Annotated in this window: 25 protein-coding genes; 21 read left to right on the top strand and 4 right to left on the bottom strand. The window is 72.2% G+C overall.

What is annotated here, in order from left to right; genetic code table 11:
- Positions 1 to 6: 6 nt before the first annotated feature.
- Entirely contained in the window at positions 7 to 405 is a 399-nt protein-coding gene (locus ABC138_RS07535) for a phage holin family protein (protein ID WP_345913152.1), read from the bottom strand.
- A 138-nt stretch (positions 406 to 543) separates the two neighbouring features.
- Here ABC138_RS07535 and ABC138_RS07540 point away from each other — a divergent pair, with 138 nt between their 5' ends.
- The 12 genes from ABC138_RS07540 (at position 544) to ABC138_RS07595 (ending at position 15,273) form a co-directional block, all read left to right on the top strand.
- Positions 544 to 2,298, top strand: a complete 1,755-nt coding sequence (locus tag ABC138_RS07540) for a substrate-binding domain-containing protein (RefSeq protein ID WP_345913153.1) — start codon at positions 544 to 546, stop codon at positions 2,296 to 2,298.
- 119 nt (positions 2,299 to 2,417) lie between these two features.
- Positions 2,418 to 3,308, top strand: a complete 891-nt coding sequence (locus ABC138_RS07545) for an ABC transporter substrate-binding protein (RefSeq protein ID WP_068328894.1) — start codon at positions 2,418 to 2,420, stop codon at positions 3,306 to 3,308.
- A 17-nt stretch (positions 3,309 to 3,325) separates the two neighbouring features.
- Entirely contained in the window at positions 3,326 to 4,321 is a 996-nt protein-coding gene (locus ABC138_RS07550; RefSeq protein ID WP_345913154.1) for an amino acid ABC transporter permease, read from the top strand.
- The gene (locus ABC138_RS07555) at positions 4,318 to 5,136 is read left to right on the top strand and encodes an amino acid ABC transporter ATP-binding protein (protein ID WP_345913155.1); all 819 of its coding nucleotides are present in this window, start codon (positions 4,318 to 4,320) and stop codon (positions 5,134 to 5,136) included. Before ABC138_RS07550 ends, ABC138_RS07555 begins: the two co-directional genes overlap by 4 nt.
- Before the next feature lie 22 nt (positions 5,137 to 5,158).
- Positions 5,159 to 6,430, top strand: a complete 1,272-nt coding sequence (locus ABC138_RS07560) for an MFS transporter (RefSeq protein ID WP_345913156.1) — start codon at positions 5,159 to 5,161, stop codon at positions 6,428 to 6,430.
- Between the two features lie 100 nt (positions 6,431 to 6,530).
- Positions 6,531 to 8,114, top strand: a complete 1,584-nt coding sequence (locus ABC138_RS07565) for an alkaline phosphatase D family protein (protein WP_345913157.1) — start codon at positions 6,531 to 6,533, stop codon at positions 8,112 to 8,114.
- Between the two features lie 171 nt (positions 8,115 to 8,285).
- Entirely contained in the window at positions 8,286 to 9,725 is a 1,440-nt protein-coding gene (locus tag ABC138_RS07570; protein ID WP_345913158.1) for a cytochrome ubiquinol oxidase subunit I, read from the top strand.
- Positions 9,726 to 9,740: 15 nt separating this feature from the next.
- A complete protein-coding gene (gene cydB / locus ABC138_RS07575; RefSeq protein WP_068328879.1) occupies positions 9,741 to 10,778 on the top strand; it encodes a cytochrome d ubiquinol oxidase subunit II in 1,038 nt (345 codons plus the stop codon).
- A 2-nt stretch (positions 10,779 to 10,780) separates the two neighbouring features.
- Positions 10,781 to 12,358, top strand: a complete 1,578-nt coding sequence (gene cydD, locus ABC138_RS07580; RefSeq protein ID WP_345913159.1) for a thiol reductant ABC exporter subunit CydD — start codon at positions 10,781 to 10,783, stop codon at positions 12,356 to 12,358.
- Positions 12,355 to 14,025: a thiol reductant ABC exporter subunit CydC gene (gene cydC, locus ABC138_RS07585; protein ID WP_345913160.1), complete on the top strand. Its 1,671-nt coding sequence runs from the start codon at positions 12,355 to 12,357 to the stop codon at positions 14,023 to 14,025. The genes cydD and cydC overlap by 4 nt, the downstream gene beginning before the upstream one ends.
- On the top strand, positions 14,000 to 14,419 hold the full coding sequence (locus ABC138_RS07590) for a BlaI/MecI/CopY family transcriptional regulator (RefSeq protein WP_082807726.1): 420 nt from the start codon (positions 14,000 to 14,002) through the stop codon (positions 14,417 to 14,419). Before cydC ends, ABC138_RS07590 begins: the two co-directional genes overlap by 26 nt.
- Positions 14,416 to 15,273, top strand: coding sequence for a M56 family metallopeptidase (locus tag ABC138_RS07595; protein WP_345913161.1), 858 nt, complete (start codon positions 14,416 to 14,418; stop codon positions 15,271 to 15,273). The genes ABC138_RS07590 and ABC138_RS07595 overlap by 4 nt, the downstream gene beginning before the upstream one ends.
- Positions 15,274 to 15,298: 25 nt before the next feature.
- On the opposite strand, the gene ABC138_RS07600 is transcribed toward ABC138_RS07595, so the two are convergent.
- Positions 15,299 to 15,823, bottom strand: a complete 525-nt coding sequence (locus ABC138_RS07600; protein ID WP_345913162.1) for a hypothetical protein — start codon at positions 15,821 to 15,823, stop codon at positions 15,299 to 15,301.
- A 99-nt stretch (positions 15,824 to 15,922) separates the two neighbouring features.
- On the opposite strand from ABC138_RS07600, the gene ABC138_RS07605 reads away from it, so the two are divergent.
- Together ABC138_RS07605 and ABC138_RS07610 are read left to right on the top strand one after the other, a co-directional pair.
- Positions 15,923 to 16,651, top strand: a complete 729-nt coding sequence (locus ABC138_RS07605) for an AIM24 family protein (RefSeq protein WP_345913163.1) — start codon at positions 15,923 to 15,925, stop codon at positions 16,649 to 16,651.
- Between the two features lie 51 nt (positions 16,652 to 16,702).
- Entirely contained in the window at positions 16,703 to 16,975 is a 273-nt protein-coding gene (locus ABC138_RS07610; RefSeq protein ID WP_345913164.1) for a hypothetical protein, read from the top strand.
- On the opposite strand, the gene ABC138_RS07615 is transcribed toward ABC138_RS07610, so the two are convergent.
- A complete protein-coding gene (locus ABC138_RS07615) occupies positions 16,976 to 17,446 on the bottom strand; it encodes a MarR family transcriptional regulator (protein ID WP_345913165.1) in 471 nt (156 codons plus the stop codon).
- 112 nt (positions 17,447 to 17,558) lie between these two features.
- Here ABC138_RS07615 and ABC138_RS07620 point away from each other — a divergent pair, with 112 nt between their 5' ends.
- The 6 genes from ABC138_RS07620 to ABC138_RS07645 all read left to right on the top strand — a co-directional run bounded on the left by ABC138_RS07620 (position 17,559) and on the right by ABC138_RS07645 (position 23,267).
- Positions 17,559 to 18,095: an NAD(P)H-dependent oxidoreductase gene (locus ABC138_RS07620; RefSeq protein ID WP_345913166.1), complete on the top strand. Its 537-nt coding sequence runs from the start codon at positions 17,559 to 17,561 to the stop codon at positions 18,093 to 18,095.
- 122 nt (positions 18,096 to 18,217) lie between these two features.
- Positions 18,218 to 18,802, top strand: coding sequence for a helix-turn-helix domain-containing protein (locus ABC138_RS07625; protein ID WP_345913167.1), 585 nt, complete (start codon positions 18,218 to 18,220; stop codon positions 18,800 to 18,802).
- Between the two features lie 77 nt (positions 18,803 to 18,879).
- Positions 18,880 to 21,183: an MMPL family transporter gene (locus ABC138_RS07630; protein WP_345913168.1), complete on the top strand. Its 2,304-nt coding sequence runs from the start codon at positions 18,880 to 18,882 to the stop codon at positions 21,181 to 21,183.
- 70 nt (positions 21,184 to 21,253) lie between these two features.
- On the top strand, positions 21,254 to 22,291 hold the full coding sequence (locus ABC138_RS07635; RefSeq protein WP_068424198.1) for a 2-dehydropantoate 2-reductase: 1,038 nt from the start codon (positions 21,254 to 21,256) through the stop codon (positions 22,289 to 22,291).
- Complete coding sequence (locus ABC138_RS07640) at positions 22,288 to 22,758, top strand: hypothetical protein (RefSeq protein WP_068424196.1); 471 nt, start codon at positions 22,288 to 22,290, stop codon at positions 22,756 to 22,758. Before ABC138_RS07635 ends, ABC138_RS07640 begins: the two co-directional genes overlap by 4 nt.
- Positions 22,755 to 23,267 carry a low molecular weight protein-tyrosine-phosphatase gene (locus ABC138_RS07645; protein ID WP_068328845.1) on the top strand — a complete coding sequence of 171 codons (513 nt, stop codon included), beginning with the start codon at positions 22,755 to 22,757 and terminating at the stop codon, positions 23,265 to 23,267. Before ABC138_RS07640 ends, ABC138_RS07645 begins: the two co-directional genes overlap by 4 nt.
- 56 nt (positions 23,268 to 23,323) lie before the next feature.
- Here the strand turns inward: ABC138_RS07645 and ABC138_RS07650 are convergent, their stop codons facing one another.
- Entirely contained in the window at positions 23,324 to 23,935 is a 612-nt protein-coding gene (locus ABC138_RS07650; protein ID WP_345913169.1) for a hypothetical protein, read from the bottom strand.
- Between the two features lie 72 nt (positions 23,936 to 24,007).
- Here ABC138_RS07650 and purB point away from each other — a divergent pair, with 72 nt between their 5' ends.
- A complete protein-coding gene (purB, locus tag ABC138_RS07655) occupies positions 24,008 to 25,417 on the top strand; it encodes an adenylosuccinate lyase (RefSeq protein ID WP_068424186.1) in 1,410 nt (469 codons plus the stop codon).
- Position 25,418: the final 1 nt, after the last annotated feature.

Consider the following 25,418-nt stretch of genomic DNA (forward strand, 5'->3'; position numbering starts at 1 on the left):
GGGGCCTCAGCGGTCGAGGTCCTCCTTGTCGGGGAGGACCCAGTTGAGGACCATCGAGACGATCGTGATGACGAGCGCGCCGACCACGGCGTCCCACCAGAAGTCGGTGATCTCGAAGCTCAGCCCGAGCGGCGAGGCGATCCACTCCGTCAGCTGCAGCAGGAAGGCGTTGACGACGAACGTGAACAGCCCGAGCGTGAGGATGATCGCGGGGAAGGCGATGACCTTGGCGATGGGCTTGACCACCGCGTTGACCAGGCCGAAGAGCAGCGCCACGAGGACGACCGTGGCGAACGTCGAGGCGAAGGTCGCCTCGTCCTCGGCGAGGACGATGCCGTCGATGAGCCAGGCGGCGACCCACAGCGCGACCGCGTTGACACCCGTGCGGATGAGGAAGTTGGTCATGCACACCAGCATGGCAGGTGGGTGACGATCCGCACACGGCGCCGACGAGGCCGTCGTGCGGGGTCCGTGGGCCATACTTGACCGGCCGGTAACCAAGCGTCCGGCAGGCACGGCACGGCACGGCACGGAGGAGAAAAGATGAGTGGCGACGGCCGCCCCGACCGCCCCACGCGGCGACACGACCTGTGGGACGAGGCAGAGTCCTCCCAGACCTCCCAGACCTCCCAGACCTCGCAGACCGCCCGGACCGCGGAGCCGCCCCGCTCCCGCCGGGAGCACCGCGCGACGACGAGGCGCTCCCGTCGCGGCTGGCTCGTCCCCCTCGCCATCGTCCTCGTGCTCGCCCTCTGCGGTGGCGGCGCCTTCGCCGCCCTGCGCGGCGGAGACGACGTCGCCGGCTGCGGCGGCACGACGATCACGGTCGCCGCGACCCCCGAGATCGCCGGCCCCCTCGAGGAGGCCCTGGCCACGGTGAGCGCCCGGGACGAGTGCGCGGAGTTCGAGGTGAGCTCCACCTCCGCGGCACAGGCCGCCAAGGACATCAGCGAGGGCAACGCCCCCGACGTGTGGATCCCGGACAGCTCGACCTGGATCGACGCCGTCGACTCCAGCCGGTCGCGCGGCCAGTGGCTCGAGGGCCAGTCGATCGCCTCCTCCCCCGTCGTGCTCGCCGCGGGCACCGAGCTCGACGACGAGGTCGGCCCGGTCTCGTCGTGGGGCACCCTGCTCAACACCGAGGGCAGCGTGCGCATGGCCAACCCCGATGTCGACACCGCGAGCCGACTGGCCTTCCACGCCAGCCGGATCGGCCAGCCCGGCCGCATCGGGCTGGACACCGGCAAGCGCCTGATCTTCATGTCGCGCTTCGCCGCGCCCTCGCTCGACAAGCTCTTCGCCGACTACCGGGCGGACACCAGGACGTCCGAACCCTTCCCCGCGTCCGAGCAGCAGATCGCCGCGTTCAACGACGAGAACCCGCAGGTCGCCCCCCTTCGCGCCGTGATGCCGAAGAAGGGGACGCTGACGCTCGACTACCCGTGGATCATCAACCCGGCGCTCACCGGTGATGCCCTCAGGACCGCCGACAGCGCGCGGACCCGCCTCGGCACGCTCGAGGTGCGCGAGGCGCTCACCGAGGCGGGCTTCCGCGACTCCAGCGGTCGGGGCGGCCCCCGGGTCGACGGCCGCGCCGCGGCAGAGCTCACCGAGCTCGAGCCGCTCGACCGCGACGAACGCCTGGCCGCCGTCGAGCAGTGGGACCTCATGCGCACCGACATGCGCATGCTCGCGGTCATCGACGTCTCCGGCTCGATGGAGTGGGACAGCCCCACCCCCGGCCTGACCCGCTGGGACGTCACCCAGGGTTCGCTGCAGAAGGGCGTCGACATCCTGCCTGCGGGCAGCCAGGTCGGCGGCTGGATGTTCAGCAGCGACCTGACCAGGACCGCCGACCACCGCGAGCTCGCGCCCATCCGTCGGCTCGACGCCACGGTCGGCTGGGGCACCCAGCGAGACACCCTGCGACGGCTCGTCGGCGACGGTGACGAGTACATCGGCGGGGACACCGCGCTGTACGACACGATCTGGGCGGCCCACCAGAAGATGGTCAAGGAGTACGACCCAGACTACGTCAACTCGATCGTCGTCTTCACCGACGGGGAGAACGACGACCCCAACGGTGGCCTGAGCCTGAAGCAGCTGCTGAGGAAGCTCGACGACTCCTACGACGCCGAGCGCCCCGTCCGCGTCATCACCATCGGCATGGGCGAGGCCAACCCCACGGCCCTGCAGAGGATCGCCGACGAGACCGGCGGCACGAGCTACATCGCCGAGACGCCGGGGGACATCGAGCGGGTCTTCGTCCAGGCGCTCCTGGCGCGTGACCGCAGCTGATCGGAGTCACGGCTGAGTGACGGTCGCGGCGGGGTGCTCCCCGTTGGGACCGGCACGATGGCACGATGTCCCGCACCGGGCACGTACCCAGTGCCCCCTCGTGCATCTGGAGGACCACCATGCGCCGTGCCCACGTCGCTCTCTTCACCACCCTCGCCCTCGGGACGGCTGCCCTGTCCGCGTGCGGTTCCGACACGCTCGAGGGCAGCGGGGGCGGGTCCGACTCCCCCACGTCGGCCGCCGAGGTCTCGGTGGACGAGGACGTCGCGTCGCTGGTGCCGGAGGACGTCAAGAGCAAGGGCACGCTCAAGGTCGGGTCCGACGCCTCGTACGCGCCCAACGAGTTCCTGGGTGACGACGGCAAGACCGTCGAGGGCATGGACGTCGACCTCTTCGACGCCGCCGCGGCGAAGATGGGCCTGAAGACCGAGTGGAGCAATGCCCCCTTCGACTCGCTGATCCTGGGCGTCACCTCCGAGAAGTACGACGTCGCGGTCAGCTCCTTCACGATCAACGACGAGCGGAAGAAGTCGGTCAACATGATCAGCTACTTCGACGCCGGCACGCAGTGGGTCACGACCAAGGGCAACCCGGCCGAGGTCGACCCCAAGGACCCGTGCGGCAAGACCGTCGGCGTCCAGAAGGGCACCGTCCAGCTCGACGAGCTCGAGGCGCTCAACAAGAAGTGCGACGACAAGATCAAGCTCGTCATCGAGCAGGAGCAGTCGAAGGTCACCGCGAGCCTCGTCTCCGGCAAGACCGAGGCGATGGCGGCCGACTCCCCGATCAGCCTCTACGCCGTCAAGCAGCAGGGTGACAAGCTCGAGGCGCTCGGCGAGACCTACGACTCCGCCCCCTACGGCATCGTCGTCCCCAAGGGCCAGGAGAAGTTCGGCGAGGCCATCGCCGCCGCCTTCGAGAGCATGAAGGAGGACGGCTCGTACGAGGAGATCCTCAAGAACTGGGGCAACGAGTCCGGCGGCATCGACGAGTTCGCCGTCAACCCCTGATGACCGCGGACCACAGCGTGAGAGTCCCCCCGACGCCCGGCGAAGGGGGGACCTCCGCCGCTCTCGACACGGGCCCGATCAAGGCCGTCCCCGTGCGCCACCCCGGGCGGTGGGTCGCCCTCGTGGTCATCGCGGTCGTCCTCGCGATGATCGTCTCCAGCTTCGTCACCAACGAGCGCTGGGACTGGCCCTTCGCCTTCCAGGTGATGAACTACAGCCCCGTCCTCGAGGGGCTGCTCAAGGGCACGATCCTCGCGACGATCGGCTCGATGATCATCGGGGTGAGCCTCGGGGTCGTCATCGGCGTCATGCGGTTGTCGGACAACCCGGTGCTGAAGCTCGTCGGGTTCGCGTACACGTGGTTCTTCCGCGGGATCCCGCGCCTGGTGCTCGTCGTGCTCTTCGGTACCGGCATCGGCTACCTGTACCCGCGCTTCGACATCGGCCCCTTCCCCTTCAGCCAGCAGCTGGCCGGGGCGCTCGGGCTGAGCAGCGACCTCACGATCCTCACGCTCAACGTCAACGACATCAGCAACACGCTCATCTGGGGCATCCTCGCGATGGGCCTGTCCGAGGCGGCCTACATGGCCGAGATCGCCCGCGCCGGCATCATGTCGGTCGACGAGGGGCAGCGCGAGGCCGCCGCCGCGCTCGGCATGAAGCCGAGCCTGTCGATGCGCCGGGTCATCCTGCCGCAGGCGATGCGGGTCATCATCCCGCCCACCGGCAACGAGACGATCGCGATGCTCAAGGACACCTCGCTGCTCATGGCGCTGCCCCTGAGCACCGAGCTGTTCTTCCAGGCGCAGGCCATCGGCAACCGGACCCTGAAGATCATGCCCACGCTCATGGCGGCCTGCATGTGGTACCTGGTCATCACCTCGGTCCTCATGGTCGGTCAGTACTTCCTCGAGCGTCGCTTCGGACGCGGCTACGGCAACACCGCCACGCAGACCTCGACGGACACGACGAGGACCCGCCTCATGGGTCTGACGATCGGAGGCGGCAAGTGAGCCAGCCACTCGTGCGCGCGGCGCAGGTCCGCAAGTCCTACGGCAGCAACGAGGTGCTCAAGGGCATCGACATGGACGTCGCGGCCGGTGAGGTCGTCTGCCTGCTCGGTCCGTCGGGCTCGGGCAAGACGACCTTCCTGCGGTGCATCAACCAGCTCGAGGACATCCAGGCCGGCCGGATCTGGGTCGACGGCGACCTCATGGGCTACCGCGACACCGGGACGCCGGACGCCTCCAGGCTGCACCGGCTCAAGGACAAGGAGATCGCCGCCCAGCGCCGGGAGATCGGCATGGTCTTCCAGCGGTTCAACCTCTTCCCCCACATGACGGCGATCGACAACGTCATGGAGGCCCCGGTCAAGGTGCAGAGGCGACCGCGGGCCGAGGTGCGCGCCGAGGCGCAGGACCTGCTCGACAAGGTCGGTCTCGCCGACAAGGCGCACGCCTACCCCAACCAGCTCTCGGGCGGGCAGCAGCAGCGCGTCGCGATCGCGCGGGCGCTGGCCATGAAGCCCAAGCTCATGCTCTTCGACGAGCCGACCTCCGCCCTCGACCCCGAGCTCGTCGGTGAGGTCCTCGAGGTCATGCGTGACCTCGCCGGGCTGGGCATGACGATGATCGTCGTCACCCACGAGATGGCCTTCGCCCGCGACGTCGCCGACCGGGTCGTCTTCATGGACGACGGCGTCGTCGTCGAGCAGGGCGTGCCGCGCGAGGTCATCAACAACCCGCAGCACGCCCGGACCCGGGACTTCCTCAAGCGCCTGCGGTCCGAGCACGAAAAGGTCGCCGAGGCGGCCGCCGAGCTCATCTGACGGCGGAGCGTAGGGTGACGCGGTGCGTCGCCTCCGGGGCCTGCTGGCCGACACCCGACCCCTCCAGGTCCCGGCGTACCGTCGTCTCTTCACCGCCCAGATCGTCACGGTCATCGGGGCGCAGCTGACGGTCGTCACGGTCCCGGCGCAGATCTACTCGATGACCGGGTCGAGCGCCTACGTCGGGCTGACCGGGCTCTTCGGGCTCGTGCCGCTCGTGGTCTTCGGGCTCTACGGCGGCTCGCTGGCCGACCACTTCGACCGGCGGCGGCTGCTCACGGTGACGACGTGGGGGCTGATCCTCACCTCCGCGGCGTTCTGGGTCCAGGCGGCCCTGGGCAACACCAACGTCTGGCTGCTGCTGTCGATCTTCTCCGTGCAGCAGGCCTTCTTCGGCGTCAACCAGCCGACCCGCTCGGCGGTGCTGCCGCGGATCCTGCCGGTCGAGCTGCTGCCGTCGGCCAACACCCTCAACATGACGGTCTTCACCGGCGGCGCGATCGCCGGGCCGCTCGTCGGCGGCGCGCTCATCCCCGTCCTGGGGTTCTCGTGGCTCTACCTCGTCGACACGCTCTTCCTCTTCGCCACGCTCCGCGCGGTGATCTCCCTCCCGCCGCTGCCGGTCGAGGTCGTCGCCGGCTCCTCCCCCGGCGTCCGCTCGGTCGTCGACGGGTTCGCCTACCTCGCGACGCAGCCGGTGCTGCTCATGTCCTTCGTCGTCGACCTCATCGCGATGGTCTTCGGCATGCCCCGCGCCCTCATCCCGGAGATGGCCCACGTCGACTTCGGCGGGCCGGCCGAAGGCGGTCTGGCCTTCGCCGTGCTCTTCGCGGCCATGCCGATCGGTGCCTTCCTCGGCGGCGTGATGTCGGGCTGGGTCTCCCGGGTGGAGCGGCAGGGGCTGGCGGTCACCGCCGCGATCCTCGTGTGGGGCGGCGCGATCATCGGCTTCGGTGTCGCCGTCGCGCTGGCCGACGGGCTCGTCGTGCCGTGGCTGGCGATCGCGTGCGTGTCCTTCGCCATCGGCGGCGCGGCCGACACGGCGTCCGCGGCCTTCCGCTCGACGATGCTGCAGACCTCCGCGACGGACGCGATGCGCGGACGCCTGCAGGGCGTCTTCGTCGTCGTCGTGGCCGGCGGGCCCCGCGTGGCCGACGTGCTGCACGGCCTTGTCGCCGGGGAGATCGGCACCGCGGCGACGACCATCGGTGGCGGCGTGCTCGTCATCGTGCTGACGCTCGTCGCCACCGCCGTCAGCCCGGCCTTCGTGCGGTACCGGGTGCCGCGGGCCTGACTGTTCGCTGACCGGGTCTTCATGGCCGGACCACGAAGGGGGAGGGTCTGGTTCACGCGGCCTGCCCGGTGGGTTCACGTCGCTGCGGGAGCGTGCTGCCATGACCCTCTCCCGTCGCCACGTCCTCGCCGGCGGTCTCGCCGCCGGCACCATCGCCACGACCTCCGCGGTTGCGTCCGCCGCCCCCGCCACCTCCCTCCTCGTCGCCACCGGACCGATCCGGGTCTCCCCCTTCGCCCTCGGGATCGCGTCCGGCGACCCGACCCCCTCGGGCGTCGTCCTGTGGACCCGCCTGGCGCTCGAGCCGCTCGCCGAGGACGGGAAGGGAGGCATGCCCAGCCGCGCGGTCGCCGTCCAGTGGGAGGTCGCGACCGACGAGGGGATGGGCCGCCCGGTCGCGCGCGGCACCGCCGTCGCCCGCCCCGAGGACGCGCACGCCGTGCACGTCGAGGTCGAGGGGCTGCGTCCCGGCCGCGAGTACTGGTACCGGTTCCGCGTCGACGGCCACCTGAGCCCCGTCGGCCGCACCCGGACCGCCCCGGCGCGGCACGAGCTGCCCTCGTCCCTGGCGATGTCCTTCGCGAGCTGCGCGCACTTCGAGGCGGGGTACTTCACCGCCTACCGCTACCTCGCCGACGACCAGCCGGACCTCGTCCTGCACCTCGGCGACTACCAGTACGAGGGCAAGGGCAACCCGACCGCGGTCCGCACGCACGCGGGCACCGAGACCGTGACCCTCGGCGGGTACCGGCTGCGGCACGCGCAGTACAAGGCCGACCCCGACCTGCAGACGGCGCACGCCGTCGCCCCCTGGCTCGTCGTCTGGGACGACCACGAGGTCGACAACAACTGGGCGGCCGGCATCCCGGAGAACCAGCGCGCCGACCAGTGGAACGACACCCCCGAGCGCTTCCTCGCCCGCCGGGCCAACGCCTTCAGGGCCTACTACGAGAACATGCCGCTGCGCCGCTCCTCCCTCCCGAACGGTCCGGACATGCGGATCTACCGGCGGATGCAGTGGGGTCAGCTGGCCAACTTCCACATGCTCGACACCCGCCAGTACCGCGACGACCAGGCCTGCGGGGACGGGTGGGACACCAACTGCGCGGAGGCGAGCGACCCGAGCCGCACGCTCACCGGCGACGCCCAGGAAGCCTGGCTGCGTGACGGCTTCTCCCGCAGCCGCGCCCGCTGGGACTTCCTCGGTCAGCAGGTCTTCTTCGCCCAGCGCGACGGCAAGGTCGAGCCGGAGCTGCTCCACACGAGCAACGACAGCTGGGACGGGTACACCGGTTCGCGCGACCGGGTGACCCAGGCCTGGGTCGACGCAGGGGTGCGCAACCCCGTCGTGCTCACCGGCGACGTGCACAAGCACTGGGCCGCGGACCTCAAGGCCGACTACGCCGACCCCGACAGCGCCGTCGTGGGGACCGAGCTCGTCACGACGTCCATCACCTCGGGCGGCGACGGCAACGGGGCGTGGTCGGACCCGATCATGGCGTGGAACCCGCACCTGAAGTTCTCCGGCAACCAGCGCGGGTACGTGCGCACGAGCATCACCCCCACCTCGATGCGCGCCGACTTCCGCTCGCTCGACAGGGTGACGACCCGCGGCTCCGCGGTGCGGACCCAGGCGAGCTTCGAGCTCGCGGACGGCCAGCGGGGGCTGCAGCGGGTGGGGTGACCCCCCTTCGCTCGACCCGACAAACCTCGCCTTCGCAAGAGTTTCAAACTCTTGCGAAGGCGAGGTTTCTCGGGTCACCCGAGAAACCTGGGACGGACGAGGTTTGGACCCGCCCCGCAACAGGCGTACCGTCTACGACGATCTGTAGTACTAGACGTCGTAGGAGATGCGATGGACGTGCTCGACCTCGCGCGGTGGCAGTTCGCGATCACCACCGTGTACCACTTCTTCTTCGTGCCGGTCACGATCGGCCTGTCGGCGATCGTGGCCTGGTACCACTCGCGGTGGATCCGCACGCGCGACGAGGGCCACCTGCGGATGGCGAAGTTCCTCGGCAAGCTCTTCACGATCAACTTCGCGCTCGGGCTCGTCACGGGCATCGTCCAGGAGTTCCAGTTCGGGATGAACTGGTCCTCCTACAGCCGCTTCGTCGGGGACATCTTCGGTGCGCCGCTCGCGCTCGAGGCGCTGCTCGCGTTCTTCCTCGAGTCGACCTTCCTCGGCCTGTGGATCTTCGGCTGGGGACGCATCCCCGAGCGGTTGCACGCCGCGACGATGTGGATCGTGCACATCGGCACGCTGCTGTCGGCGTACTTCATCCTCGCCGCCAACTCCTTCATGCAGCACCCCGTCGGCTACCGGATCAACCCGGAGACCGGCCGCGCCGAGATGGCCGACTTCCTCGCGATCCTCACCAACAAGGTCCAGCTCGTCGCCTTCCCCCACGTCATCACCGCCTGCTACCTCGTCGGTGGCGCGCTCGTCATGGCCGTCGCGCTGCACAAGCTGCGCCTGCACCGGGCGAAGGGGGGACCCGACGCCGACCGCAGGATGTACCGCCACGCGGCGCGCCTCGGGGCCGTCGTCGTCCTCGTCTCCGGCATGGGCGTCGCGATCAGCGGCGACCTGCAGGGCAAGGTGATGACCGAGGTCCAGCCGATGAAGATGGCGGCGGCCGAGGCCCTGTACGACACCCCGCCCGCGGGCGAGTGCGCCCCCTTCTCCGTCCTGACCGTCGCCGGGCTCGGCGGCGAGGACCCCACGCACGTCATCGAGATCCCCTGCCTGCTCTCCTTCCTCGGCACCGGCAGCTTCGACGGGCAGGTCCGCGGCATGGTCGACCTCGAGAACGAGTACCGAGCGACCTTCTCCGACGGCGAGCTGACGCAGGCCGGCACCTACATCCCGCCGATCGCCATGACCTACTGGAACTTCCGGCTGATGATGGCCACCGGCTTCTTCGCCATGGCCGTCGGCGCGTGGGTCCTGTGGGCCACCCGCAAGGACCGTGTCCCGATGCAGCGCTGGGTCCAGGCCCTCATCGTGCTCACCCCGATCGCGACCGTGCTCGGCCACAGCTTCGGCTGGATCTTCACCGAGGTCGGTCGCCAGCCGTGGGTCGTCTTCGGCGAGATGGCCACGCACACCGCCGTCTCCCCGAGCGTGGGCAGCGCCGACGTGTGGACCTCGATGATCGTCTTCACCCTGCTGTACGGCGGGCTCGCGGTCGTCGAGGTCAAGCTCCTCCTGTCCTACATCCGCCGCGGCGCCGACCCCTTCGAGGAACCCCGCCTCGTCGAGGACGACGAGCCGCTCGAGTTCGCCTACTGACCCGGGAGCACCGACATGGATCTCATCACCATCTGGTTCGTCCTGCTGGCCGTCCTGTGGACCGGCTACCTCGTGACCGAGGGCTTCGACTTCGGGGTCGGCATGCTGCTGCCGGTGCTCGAGGGAGAGCACGACGAGGAGGACCGCCGCCGCACGATGCTCACGACCATCGGCCCCCACTGGGACGGCAACGAGGTGTGGCTGCTCACCGCGGGCGGCGCGACCTTCGCGGCCTTCCCCCACTGGTACGCCACGATGTTCTCCGGCATGTACCTCGCGCTGCTGCTCCTGCTCGTCACGCTCATCCTGCGCAACATGGGCCTGGAGTACCGGCACAAGCGTCACGACGCGGAGTGGGTGCGCCGCTGGGACCTGGCGATCGTCGCGGGCTCGTACATCGCCCCCTTCCTCGTCGGGGTGGCGCTCACCAACCTCGTCGCCGGCCTGCCGATGACCGAGCACACGATGGGCAGCACGCGGTACACGGAGTTCGACGGGTCGCTCCTCAGCCTGCTCACGCCGACCGCGCTGCTCGGTGGCCTCACCCTCACCGTCCTGTGCATGGCGCACGGCGCGCACTTCCTCGCGCTGAAGACCGACGGGCCGATCCGGGCCGAGGCGCGCGCGGTCGCGACCAGGGCCGGCCTCGTCTCCGCCGTCCTCGCCGTCGCCCTCTTCGCCACCCTCGGCCTGCAGCGCGGGACCGCCGGCTCGTGGGTGGTCGCGGGCCTCGCCGCCGTCGCGCTCCTCGCCGCCATCGCCGCCAACGCGAAGGGGGCGGAGGGCCTGGCCTTCACCGGCACCTCCGTGACGATCGGCCTGACCGTCGTGAGCTACTTCCTCATGCTCTTCCCCAACGCGATCAACGGTCGGGGGGACAGCGCCGACCTCACCCTCGACGCCGCCGCGAGCTCGCCGCTGACCCTCGAGATCATGACCTGGGCCGCGGTCGTCTTCACGCCGATCATGCTCGCGTACACGGCGTGGACCTACTGGGTCTTCCGCCGCCGCCTGACCGTCGAGCACCTGCCGCAGCGCGTCGAGGTGCACTGACGATGCGTCCCTTCGACCCGCGCATCCTCCGGGTGGTCCCGGCCACCCGGAGGCCCGTCGCTGTCCTCGCGGGCATCGGTGTGGCACAAGGCATCTCGACCATCGCGACCGCCTTCGCGCTGGCCGCACTCGTCGTCGCCGTCGTGCGGGGGGAGGCGCTGCTCGAGCCGGCGCTGTGGACCGGCGGGCTATTCGCCCTTCGTGCCCTGCTGGGTGCGGCCTCGGAGACCATCGCCGCCCGCTCGGGTGCGCTCGTCGCGACCCGGCTACGGGAGCAGCTGCTCGCCGTCTGGCGCGAGCGGACGATCGACGAGCGGCCCTCCCAGGACGTGGCGCTCACGCTCGCGACCCAGGGCACGAGCACCGTCGAGCCGTACATCGCGAAGTACCTGCCCGCCCTCGTCTCGGCCGCGGTCGTGCCACCGCTCGCGATCATCTGCCTCGTCGTCGTGGACTGGCCGAGCGCGCTCGTCGTCGTCCTCACGGTGTGGCTGCTGCCGCTCTTCGCGGCACTCATCGGCGCGACGACGCAGGAGGACACCGACCGCCGCTGGGGTGCGCTGACGGACCTGGCCGGGCACTTCCTCGACGTCATGCGCGGGTTGCCGACGCTCGTCGCGTACGGGCGCGCGGACCGACAGGTGGAGACCATCGGCACGGTGAGCCAGCGCCACCGCCGGGCGACGATGCGCACGCTCCGCCTGGCCTTCATGTCGGCCGCGGCGCTGGAGCTGCTCGCGACGATCTCGGTCGCGATCGTCGCGGTCGCCGTCGGCCTACGCCTCACCCACGGCTCGATCGCGCTCTCGGTCGGGCTCACCGCGATCCTCCTCGCGCCCGAGGCCTACTGGCCGATCCGGCGCGTGGGGACGGAGTTCCACTCCGCCGCCGACGGCGCCGCCGCCCTCGAGGAGGTCCTCGCCGAGCTCGAGCCGCGCTCGTCCGGGACGGTGCGGGCGAAGGGGGGCGCGACGGGCGGGGTCGAGGTCACCGGCGTCGACTACACCTACCCGGGCACGAGGCACCGCGTCCTCCAAGGCGTCGACCTCACCGCCGGTCCGGGTCTGACGGTCGTCACGGGCCCCTCCGGGTGCGGCAAGACGACGCTGCTCGAGGTCATCGCGGGGATCCGCCGACCCGATGCCGGCGAGGTCCGCACGGGCGAGGTGCACCTCGTGACGCAGCGGCCCTTCCTCGGGGCCGGGAGCCTGCGGGCCAACCTGACGATCGCCGGGCCGGTCGACGACCACGAGATCTGGCGCGTGCTGCGCGAGGTCGGGCTCGACGGCGCCGTCGCGGCCCTGCCCGACGGGCTCGACAGCCCCATCGGCGACGACGGCTTCGGGCTCTCCGCGGGCCAGCGGGCCCGGCTCGTGCTCGCCCGCGCGCTCCTCTCCCCCGCGCCCGTCGTGCTCCTCGACGAGCCGACCGCGCACGTCGACCCCGCCTCCGCCGCTGCCATCGGCGAGGTCATCGCCGGTCTCGCCCGTCGACGCACGGTCCTGACCGTGACGCACCAGCCCGACCTCGTCGGCCGCGCAGCCGCGCACGTCCGCCTCGGGGAGCTGGTGGCCCGATGAGCCCGCGCCTGCCCCGCCCCCTTCGCCTCGACCGCGGACTGGTCGTCGCCGGCCTCCTCGGCGGTGTCGCCACCGCTTCCGGGATCGCCCTGACGACGACCTCGGGGTGGCTCATCGTCCGAGCCGACCAGCGACCCCAGATCATGCTGCTGCTCACCGCGATCGTCGCGGTGCGCACCTTCGGCCTGGCGCGCCCGGTCTTCCGCTACTGGGAGCGCCTGCGCAGCCACGACGCCGCGCTGGCCGACCTCGCCGAGCGGCGGACGGCCACGTACGCCGCGCTCGTCCCACTCACCCCCGCCCGCCTCGGCTCGCGGGGTCGCGCCGACGTGCTCACCGGCGTCGTCGACGACCTCACCGAGGTCGTCGAGGCCTCGGTGCGCGTCACCGTCCCCGCACTCTCGGCCCTGCTCGCCGGGGTCCTCGCCGCGGCGCTCACCGCGCTCGTCGACCCGCGCGTCGGGCTCGTCCTCGCTGGCATGCTGCTCGCCGCCGGCGCGACCGCGCTCGTCGCCGACCGGCTCGAGTCGCGGGCGCAGACCTCCGTGCTCGCGGCGCGGGCCGAGGCCGCCCGCGTCGCCCACCTCACCGCCGAGCACGCCGACGAGCTGCGCTCGATCGGGGGTGGCGCGACCGCCGACCGCTGGCTGGCGCAGGCGCACGAGCGGCTGCGCTCGAGCATCGCCCGCCAGTCGCGTGGCCGCTCTCTCACCGCCGCGCTGGTCCTCGTCATCACCGGCGTGGCCACCCTCGCCGCGGCGGCCCTCGCCACGACCTCGGGTGCCGACACCCCGGTCATGGCGCTGCTCGTCCTCGCGCCCGTCGCGACCGGCGAGGCCCTCGGTGTCCTCACCGACGCCACCCGCGCCCTCGCCCGGGCCCGGGCCTGCCAGCAGCGCCTGGACGCGCTGCTCGACCAGGCACCGGCGGTGGCAGGAGACGGGCGCCGGCCCGTGCCCCTGCACTCCCCCTGCGCCATCCGGACCCGCGCGCCGCGCCTGGAGCTGCGGGGCGTCACCGCGGGGTGGACCGGGGCCCGGACCGACCTCGGCCCGGTCGACCTCGTGGTCGAGCCCGGCGAGCACGTCGCGCTGACCGGGGCCAACGGCGCCGGCAAGTCCACCGCGCTCGCGGTGCTCGCCCGCCACCTGGACCCGACCGGCGGCGCGTACACCGTCGACGGCGCCGACGTCACGGGACTGGGGCTGGAGGACGTGCGCTCGCTCTTCGCGATCGTCGACGACGAGCCGCACGTGCTGGCGGCGACCCTGCGCAACAACCTCTCGCTCGCAGCGCCGGAGGCGGACGACGAGGCGCTCGTCGACGCCCTTCGCCAGGCCGGTCTCGGCGCCTGGTTCGACGCGCTGGAGGACGCCCTCGACACCCGGCTCGGCACCCACGGGCTCGGCGTCTCCGGCGGCGAGCGCACCCGGCTGTCGATCGCCCGCGCCATCGCGAGCGGCCGTCCGGTGATCCTCCTGGACGAGCCCGTCGCGCACCTCGACCACCCGACCGCCGACGCGGTCCTCGCGGACCTGATGCGTCACGCGCGCGGTCGATCGGTGATCATGGTGACCCACCACGACGTCGGCCTGGACCGCATGGACCGGGTCGTCACCATCGAGCAGGAGGGGGCGTCCCGTGCCCAAGAACGCATCCCTGGGTGACCTCGAGCAGGCGATCATGGACGTGCTCTGGGCCGAGGACGCCGCGCTCACCGTCCGCGAGGTGCTCGACCGGCTCGCCGGCCGCGACCCCGCGTACACGACCGTGATGACCGTCCTCTCCCGCCTCGAGGCGAAGGGGGTCACCACCCGCGAGCGCGACGGCCGTGCCTGGCGCTACCGCCCGGCCTCGAGCCGCGAGTCGCTCACCGCCGAGGCCATGCGCAGCCCGCTGCACGACCTGAGCAGCGCGGACCGGCAGGCGGCGATCCTGCACTTCCTCAACGAGGCGAGCCCTGACGACCTCGCCGCCGTCCGCGAGGCCATGGCCGAGGTCGAGGCGAAGGGGGATCGCCCCCGACGCCGCGGCAGGGGTGCGGCAGACTCGCACGGGTGATCGCCGCCCTGCTGCTGCTCTGCGCAGCGGCACTCCTCACCGCACCTCGCCTGCTCGTGCGCATCGAGCGCCTGCGCCGCAGCCCGCGCGCAGCCCTGCTCGTGTGGCAGTCGCTCTCCCTCTCCGCGGTGCTGTGCCTGCTCACCGCCGCCCCCGTCGCGTGGCTGCGGCCCCACCCCCTGCCGACCGTCCCCGGGGTCGTCGTGCTCGTCGTCGCGACGCTCGCCTCGACCGGTGTGCTCGTGCGGCTGCTCGGCAACGGCCACAGCGTCGGCACGCGGATCCGGGCCGCCCGCGACGCGCACCGCCAGCTCGTCGACATCGTCGGCCGGCACGAGGGCGACCACACGCGGGTCCTGCCCTCCCACCGACTGTCGGCCTACTGCGTCCCGGGCGCCGGCTCCCGGCTCGTCATCACCGAGGCCGCGCTCGCCGCGCTGCCCGACGACCAGCTCGCTGCCGTCGTCTCCCACGAGGAGGCCCACCTGCGCGAGCGGCACGACCTGGTGCTCGAGTTCTTCACCGTGCTGCACACGGCCACCCCCGCGTGGTTGCGCACCGACGCGGCGCTGCGCGAGGTGGCCCTGCTCGTGGAGGTCCTCGCCGACCGCGCGGCCCGCGAGGAGGCCGGTGAGGTCGCGCTGGGTCGCGCGATCGTCTCCCTCGCCGAGGCCGCCGGCGCGAGCGAACCGGGGGTCCTCGGGATCAGCGCCGGCGCGGGCGCCGCCGCCACCCGGATCCGGCTGCTCGTCGCCGACGACCCGGCCCCGTGGCAGACATTCGTCCTCTACGGCATCTGCGTCGCGGCCTTCGCCCTGCCGGCCGGGCTCGCGACAGCTGTCGGGGTCAGCTGACCGGGGCTCCCCTTCGCTCCGGGTCCTACTCGTCGTCGCGGGCGCGGACGGGCTGCCAGCGCGCCGGACCGGCGCTCCCCTGCTGCGGTGGGCCCCACGTGCCACCGATGCTCGGGGGCGGCGGAGGGGTCGGGCGCGGACCGGTGGTCCCGTCGGGGTCGCTCGGCGCCCACGTGCCCTCCGGCGCGGGCCCCGACGAGCGGGGCTGTTCGAGGAAGTCCCCGTGCCGACCGGCGCGCTCCGGCGGCGGCTGCGGGATCCCGTCGGAGCCACCGGGTCGCTGCGGGACGGGCGGCGCACCCACCGCCGGCTGCCCGGTCGTGCCGAGGACGAAGTCGCGGATCGCCCCGCGCTCCTCGTGCCCGCGCAGCACCGCGAGCAGCTGCTGCTGCGCCGCCGGGTCGACCGCCCGGCCGGTCGCGGCGAGGTACGCGAGCAGGCCGAGGTCGCGGTAGTGCCGGTCGATCTCGCCGAGCTCAGCCCCTGCGCGGGCCTTGTCGAAGAAGCTCATGCGCGTCCCTTCGCTGCGGTGGCTGTCCCCCTGCGTCATGGGGAGCTCTCACCCTAGATGCCGCCGGGCGCGCCCTCTACAGTTTGCAGGGTCGGCGCCCACAGGGGGACGCCGCAACTGCCGAAGGGGCCCACAGACATGCCGATCCACGGTTCGCTCTTCCACGAGTTCAAGGAGGAGCAGAGCTCCGACCAGTTCTCCCTCCAGAACAAGAAGCTGCTCAAGATCCAGATGGGCCACGGCCCGGTCATGGCCCGCACGGGCTCGATGGTTGCCTACCAGGGCGACATCCGTTTCGAGAACCAGGGCTCCGGCGGCCTGGGCAAGATGCTCAAGAAGGCCACCACCGGCGAGGGCGTCAACATGATGACCTGCTCCGGCCAGGGCGAGCTCTTCGTCGCCAACGAGGCGCAGGAGATCCAGGTGATGTACCTGGAGAACGACATGATCTCGGTCAACGGCAACAGCATCCTCGCCTTCTCCTCCTCCATCGACTGGGACATCCACCGCATCCAGGCCCGCGGCGCGGCGATGACGGGTGGCCTGTACAACGTCACCCTGCGCGGCAGCGGCTACGTCGCGATCACGACGAAGGGAGAGCCCGTCGCCCTCGACGTGGGCAGCGCGCCCACCTTCGGTGACGCCCAGGCGGTCGTCATGTGGACCGGTGGCGTCCGGATGGACATCAGGGTCGACACCGGTGGCCTGAAGTCGATGATCCGCGGTGGCACGGGCGAGACCTTCCAGATGGCCTTCGGCGGGCAGGGCTACGTGCTCGTCCAGCCGGCCGAGTCGGTCACCGACGGTGGCCACCAGAGCTCCGGCGGCGGGGGTGGCAGCAGCCTGTCCGACCTGCTCGGGGGCTGATCGGCGGCACCGCCGCGCACCACCCGGGGTCCATGGGAGAGAATCGGCGGCATGACTGACCTGCCCACCGCCGGGGACTCCGGCTGGAGCGACCCCGACACCCTCGGGGCGATCCCGCCCGTCATCGCCGTCACCTACTGCGGACACTGCGGCAACTCCGCCAACCGCGGCAACCACGTCGTGTGCCGGCAGCGGTTGGCCGTCGAGCCGCCCGTGCACTGCACGACGTGCCGACGCAAGCTCGCCGTGGAGCGCGACCGGTCCGGCTGGACGGGGACGTGCAAGAAGCACGGCGAGACGAGCGGGACGCTCGAGACCGCCTGATCAGCAGGAGCCGTCACCGAGGAGATCGGTGAGGGCCGCCCGCATCGCGGCGACCTCGTCGCCCCCGATGCGGGCGGCCCACTCCTCCTCGACCTCGACGAAGAGGCGGCGGACGACGACCTGGGCGCACTCCCCCTTCGTCGTGAGGCTGACGACGCGGGCGCGCTGGTCCTCGTCGTCGCGCCCGACGGCGACGAAGCCGTTGCGCTCGAGGTGGGCGATCTGCTGGCTCACCGCCTGCTTGGTCACGCCGCAGCGGTCGACGATCTCGCGCGCGCGGCGCGGTCCGTCGGAGAGGTGACGCAGGACGTTGCTGGAGTGCGCGAGCGAGAGGTGCTCGATCTCGGAGGCGCGCAGGCGGGCGTCGAAGTCGGCGACGAAGGCCGCCTGCGCCCTGGCGAGGAGGTTGACGAGCGGGGGTGCGCCGTCCGCGCCGGCGCAGGCTGCGGGAGCGAGCTCGTCGGGGGTCATGGGCCAAGGGTAGGGCATTGGTCAAGGACTTGACATTATCGAGGACGGACGCGCACCCTATCTCTGGTCAAGTGCTTGACCATCAAACTTTCCACCACCTGCGGGAGTCCCCATGAACGTCCTCGTCCTCGTCGGCAGCCTGCGCGCCGGCTCCACCAACCGCACCCTCGCCGAGGCGGCCCTCGCTCACCTGCCCGAGGGGTCGACCGCGACCGTCTTCGACCGCGGCGCCGAGCTGCCCCACTACTCCGAGGACCTCGACGTCGAGGGTTCCGTCCCCGCGATCGCCGCCGAGCTGCGCGAGGCCACCGCGGCCGCCGACGCGGTCATCGTCGTCACCCCCGAGTACAACGGCACGCTGAGCAGCGTCGTCAAGAACCAGATCGACTGGCTCTCCCGCCCCCGCGGCGAGGCCGCGATCCAGGACAAGCCGGCCATCGTCATGGCCGCCTCCGGCTCCCCCTACGCCGCCAAGTGGGCGCGCCAGGACGCCGTGCGCTGCCTCCAGGTCGCCGGCGCGGCCGTCGTCGAGGACACCTTCGGTCTGGGCGCCTCGTACGAGGCCTTCACCGAGGGCAAGCTCGTCGACGCCGATCTCGACAGCGAGCTGCGCGGCCTCGTCGGCCGCCTCGTGCCCGTCGACGCCTGACCCGCACCGCACCGCCCGGAGCCCGCTCCCCCACCCGGGGGGCGGGCTCCGGGCGTCTGCATTGCCCTAGGGCAATGCAGACGGTTTTGCACTGAGGGGGCCACAGTGCAAGACTGCACTCCATGAGCATCAGTGCAAGGACGGCGAAGGGGGACCGCCGCAGCGCGATCATCGCGGCCGCCCAGAGGCTGGCCGTCGACTGCGGGTACTCGGGGTTCACCTCCGACGACCTCGCCCGCGCGGTGGGGTGCTCACGACGCACGCTCTTCAACCACGTCTCCTCCAAGGAGGAGGCGGTCCTCGGCGCCCTGCCCCACGTCACCGACGAGCAGGTCGAGCTGCTGCGCTCCGGCGGGCCGACCGGCGACCTGCTCGAGGACCTGACCCTCGTCGTCGTCGAGGCGCTCGGCGGCGACCAGGCGACCGCCGGCGACTGGCAGCGCCTCCACGACATCGTCCAGCGCAACCCGCAGCTCCACGAGCGGGTCCAGGCCCACGTCGAGGGGCTCGCCGAGGAGCTCGTCGGCCACCTCATCACCCGCGCGGGCGTCACCCCCGACCGCGCGCGCGTCGCCCTCGCGATCGTCGGCGGCATCGTCGGCCGGACGATCCAGGACCTCATCGCCCGCCCGAGCGACGTCGACCTGTCGACCGGCGTCCACGCCAACCTCGCCACCGCCCGGGAGATCTTCGCCGCCCGGGGGTGACCCCCTTCGCCCCTGCACCGCCGGCCCCGACGACGAGGCCACCCGCCCTCACCACCGACGCCTCGAAAGGCACCCCCATGGCGCACGCCCTCTACCGGCTCGGCCGGACTGCGTACCGGCGCTGGCCGGCCGTCCTCATCGGCTGGCTCGTCGTCCTCATCGGGATCGGCGTCGCCGCCGGCACGCTGTCGAAGCCGCTGAGCGACAAGTTCACGATCCCCGGCATCGAGTCCGAGCAGACCCAGGAGCTGCAGCAGGAGCTCTTCCCCGGCACCCAGGACGCCTTCGACCGGGCCACCGGCACGGTCGTCGTCCAGGCACCCGCCGGTGAGCAGCTGTCCGACCCGGCCAACACCCGGGCCGTCGAGGCGCTGCTCGCGGACCTGCGCAGGGTCCCCCAGGTGGGCGACCCGGAGCAGCTGGTCAACCCCGTCACGGCGGCGAAGGGGGTCGAGAAGACCTACCTCGACAACGCCGCGAAGAACGGGCAGCCGGAGGCCGTGGCCCGGGCCGACGCCCAGGCGGTCTCACCGCTCACCGAGGACGGCCGCACCGGCCTCGTGCAGTGGACCTTCGACGTCGAGGCCGTCACGGACGTCGAGCAGGAGAGCCGGGACGCGGTCCACACGGCAGTCGACGAGGCCCGCGAGTCCGGCCTGACCGTCGAGGCGACCGGCACCGGCATGCAGGGCATGCCCGAGATGGGCATGACGAGCGAGCTCATCGGCGTCGCCGTCGCGCTCGTCGTCCTCGTGCTGACCTTCGGCTCGCTCGTGGCCGCCGGCCTGCCGATCCTCACCGCGCTCGTCGGCGTCGGCATCGGCATCACGGGCATCACCGCGTCCACGGCCGTGTTCGACCTCGGCACCACGACCCCGATCCTCGCGTCGATGCTCGGCCTGGCCGTCGGCATCGACTACGCGCTCTTCATCCTCTCCCGCTACCGCACGGAGCTGCGGCACACGAGCGACCGCGAGCATGCGATCGGCCTGGCCGTCGGCCGCGCCGGCTCGGCCGTGGTCTTCGCCGGGCTGACCGTGATCATCGCGCTCGTCGCCCTCGCCGTCGTCAACATCCCCTTCCTCACCGCCATGGGCCTGGCCGCGGCCGGCACCGTCCTCGCCGCCGTGCTCGTCGCGCTCACCCTCCTGCCGGCCGTGCTCGGCGCCCTCGGCCGACGCGCCTTCGCCGGCCAGCTGCGCAAGGACCGGGCCGTCGACGAGGGCCAGCACCTCGACAACGGCGGCACCCGCTGGGCCGGCGCCATCGGCCGGCACCCGGTCGTCGCCGCCCTCGTCGCGGTCCTCGCCCTCGGCGCCCTGGCGATCCCGGCCAAGGACCTGCACCTCGCCCTGCCGAGCGACTCGACGGCCGCGGCCGACACCCCGCAGCGCCGGGCCGCCGACCTGCTCACGGCCGGCTTCGGTCCCGGCCAGGAGGCCCGCATGGTCGTCGTCGTCGACGGTCGCGACCTCGAGGACCCGCGCCGGGCGCCCCGGGCCTACGGCGAGGTCGCGCAGTGGCTCGGCGACCTCGACGGGGTCACCAACGCGCAGGTCGTCGCGATGAACGAGGACGGCACCGGCGCACAGGTGATGGTCACCCCCGCCACCGGAGCCAACGACGAGGCCACCGAGGAGCTGCTCCACACGATCCGCGACGGCATCGCCGCGCAGGAGGAGGCGACCGGCACGACGATCGGCGTCACCGGCCTCACCGCGATCCAGACCGACGTCTCGGAGAAGCTGCAGGGCGCGCTCGTCCCCTACCTCGCGGTCGTCGTCGGGCTCGCCTTCATCCTGCTCATGCTCGTCTTCCGCTCGATCCTCGTGCCGCTCACCGCGACGCTGGGCTTCGTGCTCTCGACCCTCGCGACGATCGGCGCGACGGTGGCGGTCTTCCAGGAGGGTGCCTTCGGCCTCGTCGACGGCGCGCCCCTCGTGAGCTTCCTGCCGATCCTCATGATCGGCATCGTCTTCGGGCTGGCGATGGACTACCAGGTCTTCCTCGTCACCCGGATGCGTGAGGCCTATGTCCACGGGGACACCGCCCGCGAGGCCGTCGTCGACGGGTTCCGCCACGGCGCCCGCGTCGTCACCGCGGCCGCGCTCATCATGATCTCGGTCTTCGCCGCCTTCATGCTGCAGCCCGACAACCTCATCAAGTCCATGGGCTTCGCCCTCGCGACGGCCGTCCTGCTCGACGCCTTCGTGGTGCGCATGGTCCTCATCCCCGCGCTCATGTACCTGCTCGGGGACCGGGCCTGGGCGATGCCCGGCTGGCTCGACAAGGTGCTGCCGAACGTCGATGTCGAAGGGGAGGCGCTCACCGAGCGCACCTCCGCCCGGGTCGCCGACGAAGACCTCGTCACGTCGGGCTGAGCCAGCGTCCCCTTCGTCCACGACGACGTAGGATCGCCGGACGCACCGCACGAGTCGTCAGGGGGAAGCCATGGACCGCACGCGCGTGGCCGTCATGGGAGCCGGCAGCATCGGCTGCTACCTCGGCGGGTGGCTGGCCGCAGCCGCCGACGTGACGCTCGTCGGCCGGCAGGCCACCATGGCCGCGATCGACCGCGAGGGCCTGACCGTCACCGACCTGTCCGGGCGGACGCGCACCGTGCGCCCGGACGGGCTGGCGACGGCGACCGACGCGAGCGCGGTCGTCGGTGCACGCTATGTGCTGATCACGACCAAGACGCTCGGCACGGAGACCGCGGTCCGGCAGATCGCGCCCTACCTGGAGCACGACAGCGTCGTCATCTCCTTCCAGAACGGCATGCGCAACGCGTCGCTGATCGACGAGGCCCTCGCCGCGGCCTTCCCGAGCCGCGCCTCCCGCCCGCTCGTGCTGTCGGGGATGGTCCCCTACAACATCGTGCACGACGGCGGGGCGAGCTGGACCCAGACGACGAACGGTCGGCTCAAGGTCAAGGACCACCCGCGGGTCGACCCCTTCGTCCGGGCGGCGCGCGGTGGGGGGTTGCGCATCGACGTCGAGCCGGACATGCGGGCGGTGCTCTTCGGCAAGCTCCTGCTCAACCTCAACAACGCGATCAACGCGCTCACCGGCCTGCCCCTCACCGTGGAGCTGCGCGACCGTGACTGCCGCGTCGTGCTCGCCGCCTGCCAGGACGAGGCGCTCGCGCTGGCGCGCCGCGTCGGCGTCGCGCCGGCCCGGATGACCCCGCTGCCGCCCTCGGCCCTCCCCGCGCTGCTCCGCGCGCCGACACCGCTCTACGCGAACCTCGCCCGTGCCACGCTCAAGGTCGCACCGACCGCCCGCTCCTCGATGGCCGACGACCTCGACGCCGGCCGACCCACCGAGATCTCCGAGCTCCAGGGCGCCGTCGTCCAGCTCGGCACCGACCACGGGTCCGCGGCGCCGGTGTGCGCGCGCATCGTCGAGCTCGTCCGGGAGGCGGAGGCCGGCGGCCCCGACCGTCGACGCTGGACGGGTGCGCAGCTGCGCCGGGCGGTGGGCCTGTGAGCGCGCTCACCGAGCTCTCGCTCCCCCGCGTCGTGCTCCTCGCCGACGCCCTGGGCGTGGACGAGACGGAGGCCGCCACGGCCTTCGTCGGCGCCCTGCGCGACCTGGCCCGCCCGGTCGTGGCGGTCTCCCTCGCCGGCGACCCCGGCACGCCCGTCGCCCGGCGGGCGCTGGCCGCCCTCGAGACCGCCCCGGACCTGCTCGTGCTCACCGCCCCCGGGCTGCTCAGCCGGCTCGACGCCCGGGGTGGGACGCTCGCGGACGCGGGGACCGCCCTTCGCTACAAGGGGGTCTCCACCGGCATCGTCCTCGGGACCGTGGCCGGCTCCCCCGGGCTCGGCCACGCCCTGGCCCTGCACGCCGAGGTGCTGCGCGCCCGAGAGCTGCCGCTGCTCGGGGCACTGTCAGGGGGTCCACAGGACCTCTCCTGGTCCGTCCCGGACCAGTGGGGGACGATGGCGCCATGAGCGACTACCGGATCACCGTGGTCTGCACCGGCAACATCTGCCGCTCGCCGATCGCCGAGTGGGTGCTGCGCGAGCGCTTCGAGGCGGCCGGTCTGGGCGACCGCGTCGCCATCGACTCCGCCGGGACGACCGCGTGGGAGGAGGGCAACCCCGCCGACCCGCGGAGCCTCGCGGCGATGCAGCGCCACGGTCACACGGGCGACTACACGACGCACCGGGCGCGGGTCTTCGACAAGCGGTGGTTCGCCGACCGCGACCTCGTCCTCGCCGCCGACCACGGTCACTACACCGTGCTGCGGCGCCTCGCCGGCGTGCCCGACGCCAAGGACCGCATCCGGATGATCCGCAGCTTCGACCCCAGCGGGCCGAAGGGGGACGACCTCGCGATCCCCGACCCCTGGTACGGCGACGACAGCGACTTCGACGCGACCTACGCGGCGGTCGAGGCCGCTGCGGACGGCATCGTCGAGCACGTGCGCAGCCGGCTCGAGGGCCCTCCGGACGCATGACGACGAGCGGCCCACTCCCCTGAGAGTCGACCGCCCGCCGAGCGCATCATGCCCGATCAGGCACCTTCGGTGGCCCTCAGACCGCGGCTCGGGCGCCGCCGCAGGACGAGCCCGGCGCCGACGAGCCCGACGGCGAGCAGCACCGTCCCCGCCACGGTCCGCGCCCACCAGTCCGCCGGACCGTTGGCGAACGTCGGGGCGATCAGCCCGGTGACGAAGGGCTCCGTGATCGCGCCGGCTGGCACGACGAGCCGGGCGAGCAGGCCCCGCAGGTCGGTCCGGCGGGCCGCCGCCCCGACGAGCCCCAGCGGGCCGGTGAGGACGATCGCGGCGACGAACCACGAGATGTTGTCGCCCCACGACGCCCACGGCATCGTGCCGGTGACGCTGCCGATGGCGTAGTGCACGACGAGAGCCAGCTCGCTCGCCGCGACCGCCGCGAGCACGGCGTGCCCGGGGCGGCGCACGAGCCACCCGGCGAGCACCCCGAGACCCGCCCAGACCACACCGGCGTTGACGAGCACGCTGATGCAGGTGCGCACCGCCCACAGGAGCCGGTCGGAGCCATCGATCTGGGCGGTCGTGGTGATGTTGACCGACCACGCGGCGATGCCGAGTGCTGCGCCGGCGGCGAGGGAGCGGAGCCAGGCGCGGGTGAGGGGCGGCACAGGGGCACGCTAACCGTCCCGAGCACCGACCGAGGTGACGGGGACCCCCTTCGCCTCTGGGAGGATGGGCGCATGCAGAGCCTCGCTGACGCCACGCCCCAGATCGCTCTCGGCGCGCTCGACGGTCGCTACCGTCCCGCCGTCTCGCCGCTCATCGACCACCTGAGCGAGCCCGCGCTCAACCGGATGCGCGTGCACGTGGAGGTCGAGTGGCTGATCCACCTGACCACCCAGCAGGTCGTGCCGGGCGTGCGGCAGCTGACCGAGGACGAGCAGGCCGCGCTGCGTCAGGTCGTCGAGGACTTCGGGCCGGAGGCGATCGCCGAGCTCGCCGCGACCGAGAAGGTCACCCAGCACGACGTCAAGGCCGTCGAGTACTACCTCAAGGAGCGGCTGCGCAGGATCGCGCCGGCGCCAGAGGACGCGGGGCTGAGCGAGCTCATCCACTTCTGCTGCACGAGCGAGGACATCAACAACCTCGCCTACGCGCTCATGGTCCAGGGGGCCGTCGAGCAGGTCTGGCTCCCCCGCGCCGACGCGCTGGCCGAGGCCGTGGGCACGATGGCCGACGAGCTGCGCGACGTGCCGCTGCTCGCCCACACCCACGGGCAGCCGGCCACCCCGACGACGATGGGCAAGGAGCTCGCGGTGCTCGCCCACCGCCTGATGCGCCAGCTGCGCCGCATCCAGGCCGACGAGTACCTCGGCAAGATCAACGGTGCGACGGGCACCTTCGGCGCCCACCTGGCCGCCGTCCCCGAGGCCGACTGGGTGGAGGTCTCGCGCACCTTCGTCGAGGGTCTCGGCCTGACGTGGAACCCCCTCACCACGCAGATCGAGTCGCACGACTGGCAGGCGGAGATCTACGCCGACATCGCGCGGTACAACCGGGTGCTGCACAACCTCTGCACGGACCTGTGGTCGTACATCTCGATGGGCTACTTCGCGCAGGTCCGCGGCCAGGGCACCGTCGGCTCGAGCACGATGCCGCACAAGGTCAACCCGATCCGCTTCGAGAACGCGGAGGCCAACCTCGAGGTGAGCAACGCCCTCCTCGATGTGCTGGCGTCGACGCTCGTCACCTCGCGCCTGCAGCGCGACCTCACCGACTCCTCGATGCAGCGCAACATCGGCACGGCCCTCGGCCACTCGCTGCTCGCGATCGACAACGCGGGCCGCGGCCTCGCCGGCCTCGACGCGGTGCCGGAGGCCATGCTCGCCGACCTCGACGCCAACTGGGAGGTGCTCGGCGAGCCGATCCAGTCGGTCATGCGGGCACTGGGTGCCCAGGGCGTCGAGGGCATGGACGAGCCCTACGAGCGGCTCAAGGAGCTCACCCGCGGGCGCCGCATCGGCCAGCCGGAGCTCGTGGAGTTCGTCCGCGGCCTCGGCCTGCCGGCCGACGTCGAGGAGCGCGTCGCCGCGATGACGCCCGCGACCTACATCGGTGTCGCGCCGATGCTCGTCGACCTGCTCGACTGAG

This window comes from Janibacter sp. LM, from assembly GCF_039631275.1.
GTDB classification, from domain to species: Bacteria; Actinomycetota; Actinomycetes; order Actinomycetales; family Dermatophilaceae; genus Janibacter; species Janibacter terrae.

Bases quoted from the DNA above. Each gene is read 5' to 3' on its own strand.
- ABC138_RS07645 (WP_068328845.1), top strand. From the start codon at position 22,755: ATGAGCGACTACCGGATCACCGTGGTCTGCACCGGCAACATCTGCCGC.
- ABC138_RS07545 (WP_068328894.1), top strand. From the start codon at position 2,418: ATGCGCCGTGCCCACGTCGCTCTCTTCACCACCCTCGCCCTCGGGACG.
- ABC138_RS07600 (WP_345913162.1), bottom strand. From the start codon at position 15,823: ATGACGCAGGGGGACAGCCACCGCAGCGAAGGGACGCGCATGAGCTTC.
- ABC138_RS07625 (WP_345913167.1), top strand. From the start codon at position 18,218: ATGAGCATCAGTGCAAGGACGGCGAAGGGGGACCGCCGCAGCGCGATC.
- ABC138_RS07635 (WP_068424198.1), top strand. From the start codon at position 21,254: ATGGACCGCACGCGCGTGGCCGTCATGGGAGCCGGCAGCATCGGCTGC.
- cydB (WP_068328879.1), top strand. From the start codon at position 9,741: ATGGATCTCATCACCATCTGGTTCGTCCTGCTGGCCGTCCTGTGGACC.
- ABC138_RS07540 (WP_345913153.1), top strand. From the start codon at position 544: ATGAGTGGCGACGGCCGCCCCGACCGCCCCACGCGGCGACACGACCTG.
- ABC138_RS07605 (WP_345913163.1), top strand. From the start codon at position 15,923: ATGCCGATCCACGGTTCGCTCTTCCACGAGTTCAAGGAGGAGCAGAGC.
- purB (WP_068424186.1), top strand. From the start codon at position 24,008: ATGCAGAGCCTCGCTGACGCCACGCCCCAGATCGCTCTCGGCGCGCTC.
- ABC138_RS07610 (WP_345913164.1), top strand. From the start codon at position 16,703: ATGACTGACCTGCCCACCGCCGGGGACTCCGGCTGGAGCGACCCCGAC.
- ABC138_RS07630 (WP_345913168.1), top strand. From the start codon at position 18,880: ATGGCGCACGCCCTCTACCGGCTCGGCCGGACTGCGTACCGGCGCTGG.
- ABC138_RS07615 (WP_345913165.1), bottom strand. From the start codon at position 17,446: ATGACCCCCGACGAGCTCGCTCCCGCAGCCTGCGCCGGCGCGGACGGC.
- ABC138_RS07570 (WP_345913158.1), top strand. From the start codon at position 8,286: ATGGACGTGCTCGACCTCGCGCGGTGGCAGTTCGCGATCACCACCGTG.
- cydC (WP_345913160.1), top strand. From the start codon at position 12,355: ATGAGCCCGCGCCTGCCCCGCCCCCTTCGCCTCGACCGCGGACTGGTC.
- ABC138_RS07535 (WP_345913152.1), bottom strand. From the start codon at position 405: ATGACCAACTTCCTCATCCGCACGGGTGTCAACGCGGTCGCGCTGTGG.
- ABC138_RS07565 (WP_345913157.1), top strand. From the start codon at position 6,531: ATGACCCTCTCCCGTCGCCACGTCCTCGCCGGCGGTCTCGCCGCCGGC.
- cydD (WP_345913159.1), top strand. From the start codon at position 10,781: ATGCGTCCCTTCGACCCGCGCATCCTCCGGGTGGTCCCGGCCACCCGG.
- ABC138_RS07620 (WP_345913166.1), top strand. From the start codon at position 17,559: ATGAACGTCCTCGTCCTCGTCGGCAGCCTGCGCGCCGGCTCCACCAAC.